The following is a 20,776-nucleotide window of genomic DNA, read 5'->3' on the forward strand; positions in this document are numbered from 1 at the left end:
GGGCCGCCGGGGCTCCGCTCCGGCGGATCGCCGCCGACGGGGCCTCCGTGAGCGCCATCGCCGGGGCGCTCGGCAAGGGCTCGGGCACCGTCTCCAAGCTGATGGGGTTCTTCGGCGGCGCCCTCACCGTCGCCGCCGGCGCGATGACCGCCGTCAACGTGGCCATGCGGGCCAACCCGTTCGGTTTCGTCCTCGGCCTCGTCACACCGCTCATCGGCTATCTGATCGACTACGCGCTCAACTCCGAGGCGGGACAGAAGATCATCAAGCGGGTCTTCGACCAGGTGCTCAAGGTCTTCCGGGCGATCTGGAAGTTCCTGGGTCCCGTCGTCCGGGTGTACGCCAAGGTGATCTCGCTCTACTTCAAGGCCGTCCGCACCGTCGTCACCGGCGTCCTGAAGGCCGTCGGTGCCGTCATCTCAGGGGGCTTCAACGGCGCCCGCCGTGCCATCGCGTCGGCCACCCGGGCGCTGACCGGGATCGTCCGCGCCGCCTGGAAGGGCATCAAGACCGTCGTCAAGCCCGTCCTGAACTGGATCAGCAAGAAGATCCCGGACATGTTCAAGCGGGTCAAGGACGCCATGACCCGGACGCTCAACGGCATAGGCGGCTTCGTCACGACCGGCCTCCAGAGCGTCGCCGGCGCGATCACCGGCGCCGTCAACGGCCTGATCGCCTTCGCCAACTGGGTCGTCGACGGACTGAACAGCGGCCTCAGCTTCAACATCCTCGGCAAGAAGTTCGGCGTCGACCTGCCGAGGATCCCTGAACTCGCCGAGGGCGGCGTCGTCGACCCGGCCGGCACACCCGGCGTCGCCGCCGTACGGCCGCTGTCCGCCGTCGAGTGGCTGCGCCCGGCCGAGCCCGGCCATCCCGCGTCACCGCACGCCGCCGCCCCGGCGCCCGTGCCCGACGACCGCGCGGTGCTGCACACATACCGCGAACCCGAGGGGCGCAGCGCCCTCGCCATCGCCGAGGACCTGCTGTTCCTGTACCGGACGGCAGCATGAAGGAAGTGAGGTGACGGCCCGCCATGGCCGAGATCACAGAAACGAAGAGGGACAAGAGGGCACCCGGCTCACTGATCACCCGCGACGGGCAGATCCAGTGGGCCGGACTGCTGATGGGCCCCGGAACGCCCTACGAGATCGACCGCACCGGCCTCACCGGCTGGGACGACCTCCCGGCCCTGGACACCGGCGACATCCCGCGCCCCGACCAGCACGGCTCCTGGCCCGGTGCCCGCTGGGCGCAGCCCCGGCTCGTCGGCGCGACGGTCTGGCTGCTGCCGCCGTCGATCGCCGACGCCCGGGCGGTCACCGCCGCGTTCCGGGGCGCGACCGGAGCGGACGGCGGTGAGCAGTGGCTCGCGGTGCGGCTGCACGGCGAGACCCTCGCCGTACGGGCCCGGATCAGCCGCCGCGTCGTCCCACAGGACCGCGGGTACGTGTCGCAGGGCACGTCCAGGGCGAGCCTGCAGTGGACGGCGACCGACCCGCGCCGCTTCGGCGCCATGGAGCGGCAGGGCCGCGCCACCCTGCCCGTCTCCGAACCCGGCCTCGTCTGGGACGACCCGGGCGGGCTCGGGCTGAGCTGGCCCCTGGACTGGGGCGGCACCGGCGGCGCGGGCACCCTGACCGCCGTCAACGCGGGCGGCGCGCCCGCCCACCCGGTCGTCGAGTTCCACGGGCCGGTCCGCCGCCCCACCCTGACCCGGCTCAGCGACGGGCGGCGGCTCCAGTACGACATCGTGCTGGGCGCCGGGGACGTCCTCACCGTCGACACCGAGGTCGGCACGGTCCTGCTCAACGGCACCGCGTCCCGGCTCTACACCGCCACCTCCCAGTCCGCGCCCGAGCAGCTCTTCCAGCTCGAACCCGGCAGCACGGGGCTGGCCTTCCACTCCGACGACGCCACCCCCGACCCGCGCGCCTCCGCGCTGGTCCGCTGGCGCGACGCCCACTGGTGACCGGACACGCCCGACCGGAAAAGCCGGAACCGACACACCCCTTCCCCCAGCACCTTCGCCTTCCCAGGAGGACGACATGCCCGTGCGCAGCGCATGGCTGATCAACCGCACCGAGACCAACTCCGGCCAGTCCCGCACCGACACCCGGCTCGCACCCATCGGCACGATGGCCCCGACCGGGGCGCTCACCAGCGCCGCCGGTGTCATCCCGGGGTCCACGGACGGCGAGTACCTGATGTCCGCCCTGTACGTGTTCGGCGAGGCCGCGGGGATGACCGCCGCGGTCGCCCCGGGCCGCGCCGTCGTCCAGGGCCTCGCGGGCGCCGGGGCGTACCCGGTGGCGCTCACCGACTACACGCCGATCACGTTCGCCGACGGCGACGCCAACAACCCGCGCATCGACCTGGTCGTGCTGCGGGTGTACGACACGCAGTACGACGCCAGCGACCGCACCGAGGCCGTACTGGAGATCGTCCAGGGCACTCCGGACGGCACCCCCGAGGTCCCGGCAACGCCGGAGGCGTCGCTTCCGCTCGCCCGGGTCACCGTCCCGGCCGGGGCGTCCGTCGGCACGGGCGGGCTGGACTGGGCGACCGCGGTGTACGACCTGCGCGTGCCCACCGTCGCGGTCGGCGGCATCCTCGCCGAGTCGTGGAACCGGGAGGTCCCGGGCGGCTACGTCGGCCAGTACCGGGACACGGGCACCCGCCTGCAGCGCTGGGAGGGCGCCCGCTGGGCCTCCTATCCCCGGCAGGTCGGCGGCATCGCCCCGCAGGGCGCGCTCGCGGCCGGCGAGTACACCGGGCAGTACCGGGACGAGGCCGGGCGGCTCCAGCGCTGGGACGGCGCGGTGTGGCGCCCGGCGGTGCCCTCCACGGCGTTCGTGTACGACAACGACGGCGGCTACACCAGCTCCACCACCTATGTGGAGGCCATCACCGACACGACCCAGCCCACCATCAGCGCCACCTTCACAGTCCCCGCCTCCGGCAAGGTGCTGGTGACCGTGGGCTTCAACGGCCGGGCCGGGGTCGAGGGCCAGTGGGCCCGGATGTCCGCCAACATCCGCAAGAACGGCGCCCTGGTCCTCGCCGCCCACGAGACCCGCTCCGCCATCGCCGCGAACAACCGCTCCTACTCCGTCTCGACCACCTTCCCGGTGACCGGGCTGGAGGTCGGCGCCACCTACACCGCCGTGTCCGCCCACGCCTCGTCCGCGACCACCAACAAGTGCTGGTTCGACAACCGGTTCATCCGCGTCGACCCGTGGCTGTGAGGCGACGCCGATGAGCAGCCCCGTCACCACACCCGTCTACCGTGCGGTCTTCTGCGACCTCCGCACCGACCAGGTGCTGGACGTCATGCCGCTGACGGAGACGAAGTTCGACGACTACATCGGCAAGGCCGGTTCGCTGTCCGCCACCGTCCCGCTCCCGGAGGCCCGGCTGGCCGCCCGGGCGCGGGCCGCGCTCCAGCCGGGGCGCACCGCCGTGTGGCTGGAGCGCGACGGCGACATCTGGTGGGGCGGCGTGCTGTGGACCTGCACCCCGTCCGCCGACGACAAGGGCCGGCTCACGGTCCGGTTCCAGGCCGGCACGTTCGACTCGTACCTGGACCACCGGATCCTCTCCGGCGACATGGTCGGCACCGCGACCGACCAGTTCGACATCGCCCGCGCCCTGGTGGGCCACGCCCAGGAGCAGCCGGGCGGTGACATCGGCATCAGCCTGGGCCCCGAGATGTCGGGGGTCCGGCGGGACTTCGCCTACGGGTACTCCGCGCTGGCCCGGGTCCGGGAACTGCTCGACAAGCTGGCCAAGCTCGCCGACGGCTTCGAGTGGCGGATCCACTGCCACCGCGACGCCCAGGGCCGCCGCGTCAAACGGCTCCAGCTCGGCCACCCGAGGATCGAGACAGGGCACGCGGACATCGTCCTCGACCACCCGGGCCCGGTCGTCACATACAGCCTGCCCACGGACTCGACCGTGCAGGCCAACGTGTGGGTGGCACGCGGCGAGTCCGCCAACACCGACCAGTCGCAGGACTCCGTGCCGCTCACCGTGAGCGTCGAGGAGCCGGCCGACCTGGCCGCCGGCTGGCCCCGGCTGGAGCGCACCTCCGACCACAGCGGCGTGAAGGACGAGGCGACGCTGCGGTCCCTGGGTCTCGCCGAACTGGCCCGGCAGCGCAGGCCGGAGACCATCCCCGAGATCACCGTCCGGCTGGACGGACGGATCACCCCGGCGCTGCTCGGCGCCCGGATCCGGCTGCGCGTCCACGACCTGTGGCACCCGGACGGGCTCGATGCGCCGTACCGGATCGTCGGACTCGCCGTGAACCCGCCGCAGCGCACCAAGGCCGAGACGGCCACGCTCTATCTGGAAGGGGTGTAACCCGTGGCGATCATCCCCACCGATCTGCTGGACCGCATCCGCGACCTGGAACGCCAGGTACGGGACCTGATGGGCAGCGCCAACACCAACCCGGCGCTGAACCAGATCTCGGGCGGCGAGGTGGTCATCGGCGACGGCGGACGGCTCCGGGTGCGCACCGCGAGCGGCGAGGACCTGCTGTACCTGGGGCAGGTCGAGCCCGACCGGGACGCGCAGACCGCGCAGCAGGGGCTGCTCGTGCGCCGGGACGACGGCTCGCTGGCGCTGACGGTGTGGACCGGCACGCCGGACACACTGCCGGTGCAGCCGGTCCAGATCTTCGACCGCAAGGGCAATGTCGTCGTCGCCGACGACGCCCGGCAGCGCGGCCTCGCCCGGCCGTACATCCCGTACCCGCTGCCCGAGCCCGTCGCGTCGGCCCGCTGGGAGTCCACCGGCGCCACGACCTGGACGACGCTCTACCGGGGCCCCGGCATCGCCCAGCACCCGCGCGTGCACTGCCGGATCGCCGTCGAGGGCGCGGCCGGGGCGCAGGTGCGGCTGCTGGTGGACGGTGCGCAGGTGGGGCCGGTGGGCGCCCCCGGCGCCGAGCTGGTCTTCACCGAGCCACTGGCGGCGGCGTACAGCGCGACCGTCACGTTCGAGGTGCAGGCGAAGGTGGCCACGGCCGGCGACACGGTCCGCTGCCACCCCCTGGCCCTGTACGGCGTCCAGTCCTGACGCCCACGGCCGCGTACGGCGATCGAGCTCACGCCCCGCCCAGCCCCTGGAACCACCCGAGCAAGGAGACATCCTCGTGCTGCCCGAAACCATCCCGACCGTGAGCGTCACCGCTCGCTATCTCGCCCCCGACGGCCGCCCGCTGAACGGCACCGTCGAGTTCCGGCCGCCCGCGCTGCTCACCCACGCCGAGGCCGACCTGTTCCTGGGCGGGCCCACGCGCGCGACGCTGGACGCCGAGGGACGCATCACCCTCACCCTGCCGGCCACCGACGCGCCCGGCTGGAACCCGGTCAACTGGACGTACACCGTCACCGAGAAGCTCTCCGGGATCACCCGGCGGCGCGTCTACCAGATCGCCCTGCCCGCGTCGGCCCCGGCCGTCGACCTCGCCGACATGGCCCCGGCCGACCCGAACGCCCCGAACTATGTGGCGGTCCCGGGCCCGGCGGGGCCGCCCGGCGCACCGGGACCACAGGGCCCGGCCGGTGCGGTCACCTCCGTCAACGGCCACACCGAACCCGTCATCGTGCTGACCGCCGACGACGTGGCGGCCGTCCCCGCCGACCGGGCCGGCGCGCCCGGCGGCGTCGCGACGCTCGGCGCCGACGGCCTCGTCACACCCGCCCAACTGCCGGGCGGCGGCGGCCAGGTCGCCTCCGTCAACGGGAAGACCGGCGTGGTCGAGCTGACCGCCGCCGATCTGGGCGCCCTGACCCAGGCCGCCGGCGACGCCCGGTACCTGAGCATAGACGCGGCACCCGTCACCTCCGTCAACGGCGACGTCGGCGCCGTACAGCTGAGCGCCGCCGATGTCGCGGCGGTCCCGGCGGGCACCGCGCTGCTGCTGGCCGGGGACCAGACGGTGGCCGGCGCCAAGACGTTCCAGACCCCGCCGGCCACCGCCGCCGACCCGGCGTCCCCCGACCAGCTGGTCCGCCGCGGGTATGTGGACGCGGTGTCCGCCGCGGGCACCTGGTCGCCGGCCTCGGTGGGCTTCGCCGGGTGGTCGTTCGACCCGGCCGCCAGCTCCGGCAACTCGGTCCAGTACTGCATCAGCGGCTGGGTGTACCTGATCGGCGTCCCGCTGCACTCCGCCACCACCGTCGGCAACGTGGTGTTCTACGTGCCCGGCTATGTCGGCGGCACGCTGAGCTCCTCCTCGTACGCCGGTCTCTACACCGGCGCCGGAACGCGGGTCGGCCTCACCGCATCGCTGACCGGGCTGATCCCCGCCACCGAGGGCGAGACCGTCGTGTGCCCGCTGACCACCCCGTACCAGGCGCAGCCCGGCCTGTACTGGGTCGCGCTGGTCGTCAACGGCCCGAGCCCCAACAGCAACGGCCCGGCCTTCATGCGGGGCGCCGCCATGGGCGAGGCCCCGGGCGGCAGCGCCCGGATGCCGGGCTCGTTCATCCGGCACGGGCGGCTGAGCGTCACGGGGCAGACGTCGCTGCCCGCCTCGTTCAACCCGTCCACGGTGATGCCCGACGCCAACGCCATCTGGGCGGCGCTCTCCTGACCGACCCGGCCCGGCGGACCCGACAGCCCCCACGGCCCCGCCCCGTATGCCGAAGACCGGCGCACGGGGCGGGCTTTTCCGTACCCATGTACAACCCGTTCCACCCACGCACCACGGAAGGAGCCGCCATGGCCACCCCACTCACCCCCGACAAGCTGCTAGCCGCCCTCCGCGCCGAGGGCGTCACCGTCGTCGAGCACGCCGGCTGGCGCACCAACGACCGCGACCACGTCGGCGCCTGGGGGCCGGTGAACGGTGTGATGATCCACCACACCGTCTCCAGCGGCACCGCCACGTCCGTCCAGCTCTGCTACGACGGATACGACCAGCTGCCCGGGCCGCTCTGCCACGGCGTGATCGCCAAGGACGGCACCGTCCACCTGGTCGGCGGCGGCCGCGCCAACCACGCGGGCGGCGGTGACCCGGCGGTCCTCCAGCGGGTGATCGCCGAGGACTACGGCGACCGGCCGCCCGCACCTCACGAGCACCAGGGCAGCCCGGGCGCCGTGGACGGCAACGCCCGGTTCTACGGCTTCGAGTGCGTGAACCTCGGCGACGGCGCCGACCCGTGGCCGGCGGCTCAGCTGGAGGCCGTCGAGCGGGCATCGGCCGCGATCTGCCGGGCCCACGGCTGGACCTCGAAGAGCGTCATCGGCCACTTGGAATGGTCCGACTGGAAGGTCGACCCGCGCGGCTTCACCATGCCGGCCATGCGGAACCGGATCGCCACCCGCCTGGGCACCGCCGCCACCAAGCCGGCCCCGGCGCGGACGGCCTCGCCCGCGCTCCGGCCGCCCGCGATCCCGGCGGTCGACCTGTCCCGGCTGGTCGCCGCGGCACGTCAGGACCCGCCCAGGGCGGGGACCCCCGTCTCGTACTCCGGCGCACGCGTCGTCGAGGCCGCTCTGGTCGCCGAGGGATTGCTGCCGAAGCCGTACGCCGACGGCCACTTCGGGACGGCCACCGTACGGGCGTACGCGGCCTGGCAGCGCAAGCTCGGCTACCGCGGCGCCGACGCCGACGGCATCCCCGGCCGGACCTCCCTCACCAGGCTCGGCGGCCGCCACGGCTTCACGGTCACCCCCTGACCGCCCGCCCCGGCGCTCCCCGGCCCGGGGCGCCCCGGCCAGGGCCCGGGCCCCGGCCGCCGACCGCGTCCTCCGTCCCCGCCCCCACCCCCGCCCCCTACGAGGAGCAGCCTGATGTCCGAAGCCGCCAAGCGCACGGCCCGCACCGTCCTGCAGACCGCGGTCGGTATCGCCGTCGCCCTGCCCGCCCTGATCGACGCGGCGGGCCTGCCGGCGAGCCTTCCCTGGGTCGCCGCGGCACTCGCCGTCGCCGGTGCGCTGACCCGGGTGATGGCCGTCCCGGCCGTACAACCCCTGCTGCCGCCCTGGCTGCGCACCGGCACCGAACCGGCCGAGCCCGCCGGCAGCCCCGAACACAGGAGCCGCCCATGACCGAGACCGACCCGAACGACCCGGTCGGGGTCGCCCTGGAGCTGGAGCGCCTGCGCGGCACCCTCGAAGCCGGGTTCGCCCGGGTCGACGGCTCCCTCGCCCTGCTGGTCCAGCGGAGCGACCAGACCGACCGGCAGCTCGCCGACCACGAGGCGCGCCTCGACTCCCTGGAGCGCGCGCGCTGGCCGCTGGCGAGCATCGGCGCGGTGGCCGCGTGCGCCGCCGTCGCCGTCGCGCTGTGGGAGATCACCCTCCGCTGACCACGGCCGGGGCCCGGCAACGGCTTGCCGGGCCCCGGCAACAACATCCCGTCAAGACAGCGCCAAAAAGGACCTGACGCCCCGTCCGCTCTGCCAGGACAATGCATGGCACAGCGATTCGACTTACGGGGGTACGTCATGGCGCACGAGCAGCGGCACACCTTCAGGAGCCTCGGCACGGACGGGGTCGGGTCCGACGCCGTCGAGACCGACGTCCGCCTGGCCGTCATCGAGTACGGCGACGTCCTCGCCGACTACGCCACGGCCGCGACCGCACCGGACACACCCCCGGCGGTGGTCGACGACTACGCCATCGCCGTCGACGCCCTGTCCCTGGCCCGCCGCGTCCCGGCGGACGACGTCCCGCCGGTCCTGGCGGTGGGCGTCCGCGCCCTGCGCCGCGTTCATCTCGCCCTGCTGGGCTGAGCGAAAGGAAACCATGCCGCAGAACCGTCCGATCCGCCGCCGTTGGTTACACGGACTGTTCGGCGGTACGCCGTTCGGTGCCGCGGCCGGGGCCCTGGGGCTCGGGGGAACCCTGGCGTTCCGGCACATCGGCGGCGCGCTCCCGGGGGCACTCGCCTTCCTGGGCCTGGCCGGGATACTCGTCACCGTGCCGTTCCTGGTCCACGGGCTCACCACGTCCGCCCGCTGGACCCCGGCCGGCGTCCTGGCCGGGGCGCTGCCGGTGGCCGTTCTGCTGTACGCGGGCGGCGGCGAGGGCGCGCGGGCCATGTGGACCGCCGCCCACGACCGGCCCGCCGGGGCCGGCGCCGTGGGCAGCTGGCAGACCGGGGACACGGTGATCCGCGCCCGGCCCGACAAGGTCACCGGCCACCGCCTCAGCGACGGCGCGGTCACCTGGGAGTGGGCGCCACCGGGCAGGAACACCGTCTGCACCATGAGCCGCGGCACCTCCGGCGGTATCGGCCTCGTCGGCCACGCCCCGGAGGGCGGACCCTGCGCCACCGCCGTCGCCCTCGACCTCACCACCGGCACCGCCCGCTGGTCCACGCGCTACACCGCGGAGGTGTCGGGCCTCCTGCCGACCCGCCACGACCTGATCGCCGCCGGCGACGGGCTCGCGGTCGTCCCGACGCGCACCGGCTGGCGCGCGCTGGGCCTGCCGGACGGCGAGCAGCGCTGGCGCACATCGGCGGGCCCGGGCTGCACCCCGCTGCTCGCCCACCTGGACACACCGCCCGGACCGGCGGGACGCCCCGTCGTCACCCTCGCGGACTGCGGCGACCGGCGCGCCCCGGTTCTCCGTACGCACGCACCCGGCAGCGGCCGCGTGCTCACCCGCACCGCTCTGCCCGCCGTCGGGCCACCCGAGCACGCGGCCGTCCTCTCGGCCCGCCCGCTGACCGTCTGGCTCCAGGAGCACGAGTCCCGCGGCACCCACGCCGTCCTGTCGTACGACGACCGGGGCCGTCCCCTGGCCAGGATTCCCGCCGTCGCTCCCGGCCACGAGATCCGCGTCGTGCCGAGCGTCGGCGAGCTGCCCTACCGGGCCTTCCCCGCACGCCCGGCCCGCGCGGGCGTCGTCGTCGGCGACACCCTCGTCGCCCTCGGGGTACGCCCCGGCGACGACAGCGTCAACGGCACCGGCAAGGGCGCCTCCCGGCACACGGACGGCAGGCTCGTCGCTTACTCGCTCCGCGACGGCCGCCATCTGTGGACCGCCGGCCTCGACGACCATCTCCACGCCCTGGCCACCGACGCGGACGGCGCGGTGTGGGCGCTCAGCTCGAACCGGCTCCTCCAGGTCGAACCGGCCACCGGCCTGTTCCTCCACGAGCTCGACGTCCACGACCTGGAGCCGGACCGGCCCGTGGACCTGTGGGTCGGCGGTGGCGGCCGGTACACGGTCGTCTTCGACGACGGCACCGGCGACGACGCCCCCGTCGGCGTCCTGGAGACCACCGCGTGGAAGGTCCGGTAGCCACGTGTCCGCCGCCCGCGCCATGTAACGCCGAAGGGCGGCCACCCCAACGGGGTGACCGCCCTTCGGTCAGACGTACGCCTTACTGGTTGTACGGACCGTAGTCGTAGTCCTCCAGCGGAACGGCCTGGCCGGAGCCCGTGCCGAACGGCGAGTAGTCGATGTCGTCGTAGCCGACGGCCGAGTACATCGCGGCCTTGGCCTCCTCGGTCGGCTCGACCCGGATGTTGCGGTAGCGGGACAGACCCGTACCGGCCGGGATGAGCTTACCGATGATGACGTTCTCCTTGAGGCCGATCAGGGAGTCGGACTTGGCGTTGATCGCCGCGTCCGTCAGGACCCTGGTCGTCTCCTGGAAGGAGGCCGCGGACAGCCACGACTCCGTCGCCAGCGACGCCTTGGTGATACCCATCAGCTGCGGTCGGCCGGAGGCGGGGTGACCGCCCTCGGTGACCACACGACGGTTCTCCTGCTCGAAGCGCGAGCGCTCCACGAGCTCGCCCGGCAGCAGCTCCGCGTCGCCGGACTCGATGATCGTCACACGGCGCAGCATCTGCCGGATGATGATCTCGATGTGCTTGTCGTGGATCGACACACCCTGCGAGTTGTAGACCTTCTGCACCTCGCCGACCAGGTGGACCTGAACGGCCCGCTGGCCGAGGATGCGCAGCACGTCGTGCGGGTTCTCGGTACCCACGGTGAGCTTCTGGCCCACCTGGACGTGGTCGCCCTCGCCGACCAGGACACGGGCGCGCTTCGAGATCGGGAACGCCGTCTCGTCGCTGCCGTCGTCCGGCGTGATGACGATCTTCTTGGTCTTCTCGGTCTCCTCGATCCGGACGCGGCCCGCCGCCTCCGAGATCGGGGCCATGCCCTTGGGCGAACGGGCCTCGAAGAGCTCGACGACACGGGGCAGACCCTGGGTGATGTCGTCACCGGCCACACCACCGGTGTGGAAGGTACGCATCGTCAGCTGCGTACCGGGCTCACCGATGGACTGGGCGGCGATGATGCCGACCGCCTCACCGATGTCGACCAGCTTGCCGGTGGCGAGCGAACGGCCGTAGCAGTACGCACACGTGCCGACCGCCGACTCACAGGTGAGCACCGAGCGGGTCTTGACCTGCTCGACACCCGCCGCGATCAGCTGGTCGATGAGCACGTCGCCCAGGTCGACGTTGGCCGGCGCGATGACCTTGCCGTCCACGACGACGTCCTCGGCGAGCATCCGGGCGTACACGGACGTCTCGACGTCCTCCGCCTTGCGCAGGATGCCGGCCTCGTCCTTCGAGCCGATCCGGAGCTTCAGACCGCGGTCGGTGCCACAGTCCTCCTCGCGGATGATCACGTCCTGCGAGACGTCCACCAGACGACGGGTCAGGTAACCCGAGTCGGCGGTACGCAGGGCGGTGTCGGCCAGACCCTTACGGGCACCGTGCGTGGAGATGAAGTACTCCAGCACGGACAGACCCTCGCGGAAGGACGCCTTGATCGGACGCGGGATGGTCTCGTTCTTGGCGTTCGACACCAGACCACGCATACCGGCGATCTGACGCATCTGCATCATGTTTCCACGAGCACCCGAGTTGACCATCATGAAGATGGGGTTGGTCTTCGGGAAGTTCTCGTTCATGGCCTCGGCGACCTCGTTGGTCGCCTTGGTCCAGATCGCGATGAGCTCCTGCGTGCGCTCGTCCTTGGTGATCAGACCGCGCTCGTACTGCTTCTGGACCCTCTCGTCCTGCGCCTCGTAGCCACGGACGATCTCCTTCTTCGCCTCGGGAACGACGACGTCGGAGATGGCGACGGTGACACCGGAACGGGTCGCCCAGTAGAAGCCGGCCGCCTTCAGGTTGTCGAGCGTCGCCGCCACGATGACCTTCGGGTAGCGCTCGGCGAGGTCGTTGACGATCTCGGAGAGCTGCTTCTTGCCGACCGTGTAGTCCACGAACGGGTAGTCCTCGGGCAGCAGCTCGTTGAAGAGCGCGCGGCCCAGGGTCGTCCGCAGCCGGAAGCTGTCACCCTGCTGCCACTCGGGCTCACCCTCCTCCGCCACCGGCGGCGTCCACCCACGGGGCGGGACGGAGCCGATCGGGAAGCGGATGTCGACCTTCGCCTGGAGCGAGAGCTCCCGGGCGTCGAAGGCCATGATCGCCTCGGCGGTGGAGTTGAACGCCCGGCCCTCGCCCTTGACCTCCCGCTCCTCCTCGTCGGTGGTGAGGAAGAACAGGCCCAGCACCATGTCCTGGGTCGGCATGGTGACGGGACGGCCGTCGGCCGGCTTGAGGATGTTGTTCGAGGAGAGCATCAGGATGCGCGCCTCGGCCTGCGCCTCCGCGGAGAGCGGCAGGTGGACGGCCATCTGGTCACCGTCGAAGTCCGCGTTGAACGCGGTGCAGACGAGCGGGTGGATCTGGATGGCCTTGCCCTCGACCAGCTGCGGCTCGAAGGCCTGGATACCGAGGCGGTGAAGCGTGGGCGCACGGTTCAGCAGCACCGGGTGCTCGGCGATGACCTCTTCGAGCACGTCGTACACGACCGTGCGGCCGCGCTCGACCATGCGCTTCGCCGACTTGATGTTCTGCGCGTGGTTCAGGTCGACCAGGCGCTTCATCACGAACGGCTTGAAGAGCTCCAGCGCCATGGCCTTGGGCAGACCGCACTGGTGCAGCTTGAGCTGCGGGCCGACGACGATGACGGAACGCGCCGAGTAGTCGACTCGCTTGCCGAGCAGGTTCTGACGGAAGCGACCCTGCTTACCCTTCAGCATGTCGCTGAGGGACTTCAGCGGGCGGTTACCGGGACCGGTGACCGGGCGGCCGCGGCGGCCGTTGTCGAACAGCGCGTCGACGGCCTCCTGCAGCATGCGCTTCTCGTTGTTCACGATGATCTCGGGCGCGCCGAGGTCGAGAAGCCGCTTCAGTCGGTTGTTCCGGTTGATCACGCGGCGGTACAGGTCGTTCAGGTCGGAGGTCGCGAAGCGGCCACCGTCCAGCTGCACCATCGGACGCAGGTCCGGCGGGATGACCGGGACGCAGTCGAGGACCATGCCCTTGGGGCTGTTGGAGGTCTGCAGGAAGGCGGAGACGACCTTCAGCCGCTTCAGGGCGCGGGTCTTCTTCTGGCCCTTGCCGGTGCGGATGATCTCGCGGAGCCTCTCGGCCTCCTCGTCGAGGTCGAAGGACTCCAGGCGCTTCTGCAGCGCCGCGGCACCCATCGATCCGTCGAAGTAGGTGCCGAAGCGGTCGCGCAGCTCGCGGTAGAGGAGCTCGTCGCCCTCCAGGTCCTGGACCTTGAGGTTCTTGAAGCGGGTCCACACCTCGTCGAGACGGTCGATCTCGCGCTGGGCGCGGTCGCGGAGCTGCTTCATCTCGCGCTCGGCGCCCTCGCGGACCTTGCGGCGCACGTCGGCCTTGGCGCCCTCGGCCTCGAGCTCGGCCAGGTCGGTCTCGAGCTTCTTGGCGCGGGCCTCGAGGTCGGCGTCGCGGCGGTTCTCGATCTGCTGGCGCTCGACGGAGACATGCGCCTCCAGCGAGGGCAGGTCGCGGGTGCGGCGCTCCTCGTCGACGTACGTGATCATGTACGCCGCGAAGTAGATGACCTTCTCCAGGTCCTTCGGGGCGAGGTCCAGCAGGTATCCCAGCCGGGACGGGACGCCCTTGAAGTACCAGATGTGGGTGACGGGAGCGGCCAGCTCGATGTGGCCCATCCGCTCACGGCGCACCTTGGCGCGGGTGACCTCGACGCCACACCGCTCACAGATGATGCCCTTGAAGCGGACACGCTTGTACTTGCCGCAGTAGCACTCCCAGTCCCGGGTCGGGCCGAAGATCTTCTCGCAGAAGAGGCCGTCCTTCTCGGGCTTCAGGGTGCGGTAGTTGATGGTCTCCGGCTTCTTGACCTCGCCGTGGGACCACTGCCGGATGTCGTCCGCGGTGGCCAGGCCGATCCGCAGCTCGTCGAAGAAGTTGACGTCGAGCACTATGCGTCAATCCCTCTCAGGGTTCGTGTCAATCAATGGTCTGTACGGGTCGCTGGGCGAGGCCGGCCGGATGGGGGCGCCCCCTGCTCGAAGAGCTTGGGGGAGGGCATCCGGCCGACCGACCCGTCAGACCTCTTCGACGCTGCTCGGCTCGCGCCGGGACAGGTCGATGCCGAGCTCTTCCGCAGCGCGGAAGACGTCCTCGTCGGTGTCGCGCATCTCGATGGACATGCCGTCCGAGGACAGCACCTCCACGTTGAGGCACAGGGACTGCATCTCCTTGATGAGCACCTTGAAGGACTCCGGGATGCCGGGCTCGGGGATGTTCTCGCCCTTGACGATGGCCTCGTAGACCTTCACGCGGCCGGTGACATCGTCGGACTTGATGGTCAGCAGCTCCTGGAGGGCGTAAGCGGCGCCGTACGCCTCCAGCGCCCACACCTCCATCTCACCGAAGCGCTGGCCACCGAACTGAGCCTTACCACCCAGCGGCTGCTGGGTGATCATCGAGTACGGACCGGTCGACCGGGCGTGCAGCTTGTCGTCGACCAGGTGGTGGAGCTTGAGGATGTACATGTACCCGACCGAGATCGGGTCCGGGAACGGCTCGCCGGAGCGGCCGTCGAACAGACGCGCCTTACCGGACGGCAGCATCAGACGGTCGCCGTCGCGGTTCGGGAGGGTGTTCTCCAGCAGACCCGCCAGCTCGTCCTCGCGGGCGCCGTCGAAGACCGGGGTGGCGACGTTGGTCCGGGGCTGGACCTGGTCGGCGCCGATGGCCTGCAGTCGCTTCGCCCAGTCGTCGGCGAGGCCGGAGACGTCCCAGCCCTGGCTGGCGAGCCAGCCGAGGTGGATCTCCAGGACCTGTCCCGGGTTCATTCGGGACGGCACACCGAGCGGGTTGAGGATGATGTCGACCGGGGTGCCGTCCTCCAGGAACGGCATGTCCTCGATCGGGAGGATCTTGGAGATGACACCCTTGTTGCCGTGGCGGCCGGCGAGCTTGTCACCGTCGGTGATCTTGCGCTTCTGTGCCACGTAGACGCGGACCAGCTGGTTCACGCCGGGCGGCAGCTCGTCGCCCTCCTCGCGGTCGAAGACGCGCACACCGATGACCTTGCCGGTCTCGCCGTGCGGCACCTTCAGCGAGGTGTCACGGACCTCACGGGCCTTCTCACCGAAGATGGCGCGCAGCAGGCGCTCCTCCGGCGTCAGCTCGGTCTCACCCTTCGGGGTGACCTTGCCGACCAGGATGTCGCCGGCGACGACCTCGGCACCGATCCGGATGATGCCGCGCTCGTCGAGGTCGGCCAGGACCTCCTCGGAGACGTTCGGGATGTCCCGGGTGATCTCCTCGGGGCCGAGCTTGGTGTCACGGGCGTCGACCTCGTGCTCCTCGATGTGGATCGAGGAGAGGACGTCGTCCTGGACGAGGCGCTGCGACAGGATGATCGCGTCCTCGTAGTTGTGGCCCTCCCACGGCATGAACGCCACGAGGAGGTTCTTGCCGAGGGCCATCTCGCCCTCTTCGGTGGCCGGGCCGTCGGCGAGGACCTGGCCCTCGATGACCCGGTCGCCCTCGGCGACCACGACCTTCTGGTTCACCGAGGTGCCCTGGTTGGAGCGGGCGAACTTGGCGAGGCGGTACGTGATGTACGTGCCGTCGTCGTTGGCGACGGTGATGTAGTCCGCGGAGAGCTCCTGGATCACACCGTCCTTCTCGGCCTTGACCACGTCGCCGGCGTCGGTGGCACAGCGGTACTCCATGCCGGTGCCGACGAGCGGGGCCTCCGCGCGGATGAGCGGGACGGCCTGGCGCATCATGTTCGCGCCCATGAGGGCGCGGTTGGCGTCGTCGTGCTCGAGGAACGGGATCATGGCGGTCGCGACCGACACCATCTGGCGCGGCGAGACGTCCATGTAGTCCACGTCGTCGGGCGCGACGTAGTCGACCTCACCACCGCGGCGGCGGACCAGGACACGAGCCTCGGCGAACCGGAGCTCCTCGGTCAGCGGCGCGTTGGCCTGGGCGATGACGAAGCGGTCCTCCTCGTCGGCGGTGAGGTAGTCCACGTCGTCGGTGACCTGACCCTCGACGACCTTGCGGTACGGCGTCTCGACGAAGCCGAACGCGTTGACCCGGCCGTACGAGGCGAGCGAGCCGATCAGGCCGATGTTCGGGCCTTCGGGCGTCTCGATCGGGCACATGCGGCCGTAGTGCGACGGGTGCACGTCACGGACCTCGAAGCCGGCCCGCTCACGGGAGAGACCACCCGGGCCAAGAGCCGACAGACGGCGCTTGTGGGTGAGACCCGACAGCGGGTTGTTCTGGTCCATGAACTGGGACAGCTGGCTGGTGCCGAAGAACTCCTTGATGGAAGCGACGACCGGCCGGATGTTGATCAGGGTCTGCGGCGTGATCGCCTCGACGTCCTGGGTCGTCATGCGCTCGCGCACGACGCGCTCCATCCGGGCCAGACCCGTGCGGACCTGGTTCTGGATGAGCTCGCCGACGTTGCGCAGACGACGGTTGCCGAAGTGGTCGATGTCGTCGGTCTCGACGACGATCTGGGTGCCGTTCTCGCCGATCGTCTCGGTCTCGCCCGCGTGGAGCTTCACCAGGTACTTGATCGTGGCGATGATGTCGTCGGTGGTCAGGACACCGGCGTCCAGCGGCTCGTCGGCGCCGAGCTTCTTGTTGACCTTGTAGCGGCCGACCTTGGCCAGGTCGTAGCGCTTGGGGTTGAAGTAGAGGTTCTCGAGCAGCGTCTGCGCGGCCTCACGCGTCGGGGGCTCGCCCGGACGGAGCTTGCGGTAGATGTCGAGAAGCGCGTCGTCCTGGCCCTGGGTGTGGTCCTTCTCCAGGGTGGCGCGCATGGACTCGTACTCGCCGAACTCCTGCAGGATCTGCTCGGTGGTCCAGCCGAGAGCCTTGAGGAGGACGGTCACGGACTGCTTGCGCTTGCGGTCGATGCGGACACCGACCATGTCGCGCTTGTCGATCTCCATCTCCAGCCAGGCACCCCGGGACGGGATGATCTTGGCGGAGAAGATGTCCTTGTCGGACGTCTTGTCGATGGAGGAGTCGAAGTAGACACCCGGCGAGCGGACGAGCTGCGACACCACGACACGCTCGGTGCCGTTGATGACGAAGGTGCCCTTGTTGGTCATGAGCGGGAAGTCGCCCATGAAGACCGTCTGGGACTTGATCTCGCCGGTCTCGTTGTTGGTGAACTCGGCCGTGACGAAGAGCGGCGCGGCGTACGTGAAGTCGCGCTCCTTGCACTCGTCGATCGAGTTCTTCGGCGGCTCGAAGCGGTGGTCGCGGAAGGTCAGCGACATCGACCCGGAGAAGTCCTCGATCGGGGAGATCTCCTCGAAGATCTCCTCCAGACCGGACTTGGTGGGGACGTCCTGTCCGTTCTCCAGAGCCGCCTCGACACGAGCCTTCCACGCGGCGTTGCCGAGCAGCCAGTCAAAGCTCTCGGTCTGCAGCGCGAGGAGGTTCGGAACCTCGAGGGGCTCCTTGATCTTTGCAAAGGAGATGCGCAGCGGGGCGGTGCTTGCGCCGTTGTTCATATTCGCGGTCGAGGCGTTGCGCGAGGCGGCCAAGAGGGGGTCCTTCCGAGGGCTCGGACTCACTACGCGCGTACCGGTCCCAAGCCGGGCACACAGACAGACTGTTCCTGATTTCAGCCGTTTGGCCAGGTCAGGGCATTCGGTCAACTGTGCTCTTGCGAGGGGATGCCCCTGGTGACGGGCAGGGAGCAGCTAACAGGCAGCGCAAAGGGTCAGTGTAGCCACTTGGCCCACTGATGTCCAGGGCGAGCAATTCGCGACCCTCGTTGTTCTCATCTCCGCGGCACCTCGCGCCTGTCGGCGCACACCGATACTGCCCGTTCCGCCGTCGATCCATGCCTCGGATACGGATCGTTGTGACGACGCGTCCTGAGAATTGCGCGCGGCGTGCGGTTCGTCAAGGCCCCAGGCTGCGCGCGGCGCACGGCGAAGATCACCATACTCCCCTCGTGCCCCGGTGCAAGGCGGCTGTCACGGCAACGCCGAAGGGCGACCACCCGAATGGGTGATCGCCCTTCGTAACGCCCTCCAGGGGCGTCAGTGCGAGTCAGGAGACCCGCCGCCGGGTCACTTGACCTCGACGGAGGCGCCGGCGCCCTTGAGGGACTCGGCGGCCTTCTCGGCGGCTTCCTTGTTGACCTTCTCGAGGACCGGCTTCGGGGTGCCGTCGACGAGGTCCTTGGCCTCCTTCAGACCCAGGGAGGTCAGCTCACGCACGACCTTGATGACCTGGATCTTCTTGTCGCCGGCGCCGGTGAGGATGACGTCGAACTCGTCCTTCTCCTCGACGGCCTCGGCGGCCGGGGCACCCGGGCCCGCAACGCCGGCAACGGCGACCGGGGCGGCGGCGGTGACGTCGAACTTCTCCTCGAAGGCCTTCACGAACTCGGCGAGCTCGATGAGGGTCATCTCCTCGAACTGCGCGAGCAGGTCGTCCTGAGACAGCTTCGCCATGGTGGCGGTCCTTCCACTAATTCGGCTGGTGCCGGGATGTACATGTGTGGCGGGCGTACGTTGGGCCCGCTGTGACCGTCGCCCGGATCAGGCGGCGGTCAGTGCGCGAGCCGAATTACTCGGCACCGCCCTGCTCGGCCTGCTTGGCACGGAGCGCGTCCACGGTGCGGACGAGCTTCGACGGGAGCGCCTGGAAGAGCGCGGCAGCCTGGGACTGCTTGCCCTTCATGGCGCCCGCCAGCTTGGCGAGCAGAACCTCGCGGGACTCGAGGTCCGCAAGCTTCTTGATCTCATCGGCGGACAGCGCCTTGCCGTCAAGGACACCGCCCTTGATGATCAGGTTCGGGTTGTCCTTGGCGAAGTCACGGAGACCCTTCGCCGACTCCACCGGGTCACCGGTGATGAAGGCAACCGCCGTCGGACCAGCGAACTGGTCGTCCAGCGACGTGATCCCGGCCTCGTTGGCCGCAATCTTGGTCAGCGTGTTCTTCACCACGGCGTACTGGGCGTTCTCACCGAGCGAACGGCGCAGCTGCTTGAGCTGAGCCACGGTGAGACCGCGGTACTCGGTCAGCACGGCGGCGTTCGAGCTGCGGAACTTGTCCGTCAGCTCGGCAACCGCAGCAGACTTGTCGGGCCTCGCCATGAGCCTCGGCCTCCTTCCGGGTGATTCGGACCGCAGTGGCTGAAGGAAGGAGACTGGGCAAAACGAAACGCCCCGGCGCAGGCGCACGGGGCGTGACTCGACCGGGCGGCATGCCCGGGAGTACAACCACAGTCACCTGCGCAGGCCGTCCGTAGCTAGCGGATCCTTCGGCAACCGCGCCCCTGCGGGCACAGCTGCGACCAGCGGTCTTTGGCTTCCGTGTGAGAGTACGCGAACGGCCGACCGTCAAGCAAATCGGGCGAAGGGGCCGCCGTCGGGTGACCCCTTCGCCACCGGTCAGGCGGCGGCGCCCTCGGCGTCCTTCGCGGCTCCGGCGAACTTCTCGATCATCTTCATGAAGTCGATCGTCTGGTCGGCCGGCGGGGCCTGGACGGCGGCCTTGGTGCCGTAGTCGGAGTACGCGGCGGAGACCGTCACCGTGCCCTCGGGGGTCTCCATGCCGATGTCCATCTTGACCGGGTAGCCGTCCTCGTTGACCCAGACCTCGGTGTCGTACGCCTTGAGGCCGCTCTCCTTCATCTTGGCGACCAGCTCCTTGCGCTCGTCCTCGTCGAGCACGGAGAGCGACTTGTTGGCGGCCAGCATCTCCTCGACGGTGAGGCTGCCCTTGTAGTGCTGGGTGTCGACGCCGTCGACCTTCTCGGGGCCGATGTGCTTCAGGTTCGGCGAGTCGAGCAGCATGGCGAGCTGCTTGGCCGGGTCCTGGTTCATGTTCTCCAGGCTGCCGGTCATCTGCTTCTGGAGCTCGGCGTTCCCGCTCTTCTCCGCGATGGCCTTGAAGTCCATCCTGAGCCAGCTCTTGTCGCGCAGCTCGGCCGGCATCTTCTCGCCCAACTGGCTCATGTCCATGTACATGACCTCATCGAGCATCACCATGCGGAAGCTCCCGGCCCCGCCCGGGCCGCCCTTCATGGTGATGTCCATCATGCCGGGGTCCCAGCCCATGACGCCGGACATCTCCATCTCGGCGCCACCCCCCATGCCGCCCATACCGCCCATGCCCTCGGGCATGGACACCGTCATGCGGATCTTCGCCGACTTGGCGGCGGCGGTCTTCTCGTACGCGGCCTGGATCACCTGGGCCGCCGAGGACCACTGGAGCTCGTCCCGCGGCGCGTCGGCGGACTTCTTCTCACCCTGACAGCCCGCGACACCGGCCACGACAGCCACGGCCGTCAGCGAGACACCTGCGCGCTTCCAAACGGACACGGACATGCCCACCCCCAAGTCATTCGTTGCATGAACACCAGAACGGTAACGCACACGTACGACAGCCCTCACACAGAAAACCGGCCCCCGCCCTCCGGAGAGGTGCGGGGACCGGT

Annotated in this window: 16 protein-coding genes; 11 read left to right on the plus strand and 5 right to left on the minus strand. The window is 70.5% G+C overall.

Annotation, left to right across the window (positions count from 1 at the left end; all coding sequences use genetic code 11):
• The 11 genes from FVS66_RS10830 to FVS66_RS10880 all read left to right on the plus strand — a co-directional run.
• The coding region (locus FVS66_RS10830) for a tape-measure protein (protein ID WP_222946919.1) at positions 1-1,010 on the plus strand (1,010 nt) is incomplete at its 5' end.
• A gap of 23 nt (positions 1,011-1,033) precedes the next feature.
• Positions 1,034-1,969, plus strand: coding sequence for a phage distal tail protein (locus tag FVS66_RS10835; protein WP_149180810.1), 936 nt, complete (start codon positions 1,034-1,036; stop codon positions 1,967-1,969).
• A gap of 76 nt (positions 1,970-2,045) precedes the next feature.
• Positions 2,046-3,245, plus strand: a complete 1,200-nt coding sequence (locus tag FVS66_RS10840; RefSeq protein ID WP_149180811.1) for a hypothetical protein — start codon at positions 2,046-2,048, stop codon at positions 3,243-3,245.
• 10 nt (positions 3,246-3,255) lie between these two features.
• Positions 3,256-4,362 carry a hypothetical protein gene (locus FVS66_RS10845; RefSeq protein ID WP_149180812.1) on the plus strand — a complete coding sequence of 369 codons (1,107 nt, stop codon included), beginning with the start codon at positions 3,256-3,258 and terminating at the stop codon, positions 4,360-4,362.
• Between the two features lie 3 nt (positions 4,363-4,365).
• Positions 4,366-5,082: a hypothetical protein gene (locus FVS66_RS10850; RefSeq protein ID WP_149180813.1), complete on the plus strand. Its 717-nt coding sequence runs from the start codon at positions 4,366-4,368 to the stop codon at positions 5,080-5,082.
• A 76-nt stretch (positions 5,083-5,158) separates the two neighbouring features.
• Positions 5,159-6,604 carry a phage tail protein gene (locus FVS66_RS10855; RefSeq protein WP_149180814.1) on the plus strand — a complete coding sequence of 482 codons (1,446 nt, stop codon included), beginning with the start codon at positions 5,159-5,161 and terminating at the stop codon, positions 6,602-6,604.
• 128 nt (positions 6,605-6,732) lie between these two features.
• Positions 6,733-7,692, plus strand: a complete 960-nt coding sequence (locus tag FVS66_RS10860) for an N-acetylmuramoyl-L-alanine amidase (protein ID WP_149180815.1) — start codon at positions 6,733-6,735, stop codon at positions 7,690-7,692.
• 114 nt (positions 7,693-7,806) lie between these two features.
• Positions 7,807-8,064, plus strand: coding sequence for a hypothetical protein (locus FVS66_RS10865; RefSeq protein WP_149180816.1), 258 nt, complete (start codon positions 7,807-7,809; stop codon positions 8,062-8,064).
• Positions 8,061-8,324 (plus strand): hypothetical protein, encoded by a 264-nt coding sequence (locus FVS66_RS10870; RefSeq protein WP_149180817.1) that lies wholly within the window; start codon positions 8,061-8,063, stop codon positions 8,322-8,324. The genes FVS66_RS10865 and FVS66_RS10870 overlap by 4 nt, the downstream gene beginning before the upstream one ends.
• 105 nt (positions 8,325-8,429) lie before the next feature.
• Complete coding sequence (locus FVS66_RS10875; protein WP_262386922.1) at positions 8,430-8,750, plus strand: hypothetical protein; 321 nt, start codon at positions 8,430-8,432, stop codon at positions 8,748-8,750.
• A gap of 13 nt (positions 8,751-8,763) precedes the next feature.
• Positions 8,764-10,269 (plus strand): PQQ-binding-like beta-propeller repeat protein, encoded by a 1,506-nt coding sequence (locus FVS66_RS10880; protein ID WP_149180818.1) that lies wholly within the window; start codon positions 8,764-8,766, stop codon positions 10,267-10,269.
• Between the two features lie 82 nt (positions 10,270-10,351).
• Here the strand turns inward: FVS66_RS10880 and FVS66_RS10885 are convergent, their stop codons facing one another.
• From FVS66_RS10885 to FVS66_RS10910, 5 genes are all read right to left on the minus strand, one after another.
• Positions 10,352-14,251, minus strand: coding sequence for a DNA-directed RNA polymerase subunit beta' (locus tag FVS66_RS10885; protein ID WP_149180819.1), 3,900 nt, complete (start codon positions 14,249-14,251; stop codon positions 10,352-10,354).
• A gap of 126 nt (positions 14,252-14,377) precedes the next feature.
• Positions 14,378-17,863: a DNA-directed RNA polymerase subunit beta gene (rpoB, locus tag FVS66_RS10890; RefSeq protein ID WP_149180820.1), complete on the minus strand. Its 3,486-nt coding sequence runs from the start codon at positions 17,861-17,863 to the stop codon at positions 14,378-14,380.
• 534 nt (positions 17,864-18,397) lie between these two features.
• On the minus strand, positions 18,398-18,784 hold the full coding sequence (gene rplL / locus FVS66_RS10900) for a 50S ribosomal protein L7/L12 (RefSeq protein WP_149180821.1): 387 nt from the start codon (positions 18,782-18,784) through the stop codon (positions 18,398-18,400).
• 115 nt (positions 18,785-18,899) lie between these two features.
• The gene (gene rplJ / locus FVS66_RS10905) at positions 18,900-19,430 is read right to left on the minus strand and encodes a 50S ribosomal protein L10 (protein ID WP_017949675.1); all 531 of its coding nucleotides are present in this window, start codon (positions 19,428-19,430) and stop codon (positions 18,900-18,902) included.
• Positions 19,431-19,727: 297 nt separating this feature from the next.
• Positions 19,728-20,666 (minus strand): hypothetical protein, encoded by a 939-nt coding sequence (locus tag FVS66_RS10910; protein WP_149180822.1) that lies wholly within the window; start codon positions 20,664-20,666, stop codon positions 19,728-19,730.
• Positions 20,667-20,776: the final 110 nt, after the last annotated feature.

This window comes from Streptomyces sp. TRM49041 (assembly GCF_008271805.1).
GTDB lineage: Bacteria > Actinomycetota > Actinomycetes > Streptomycetales > Streptomycetaceae > Streptomyces.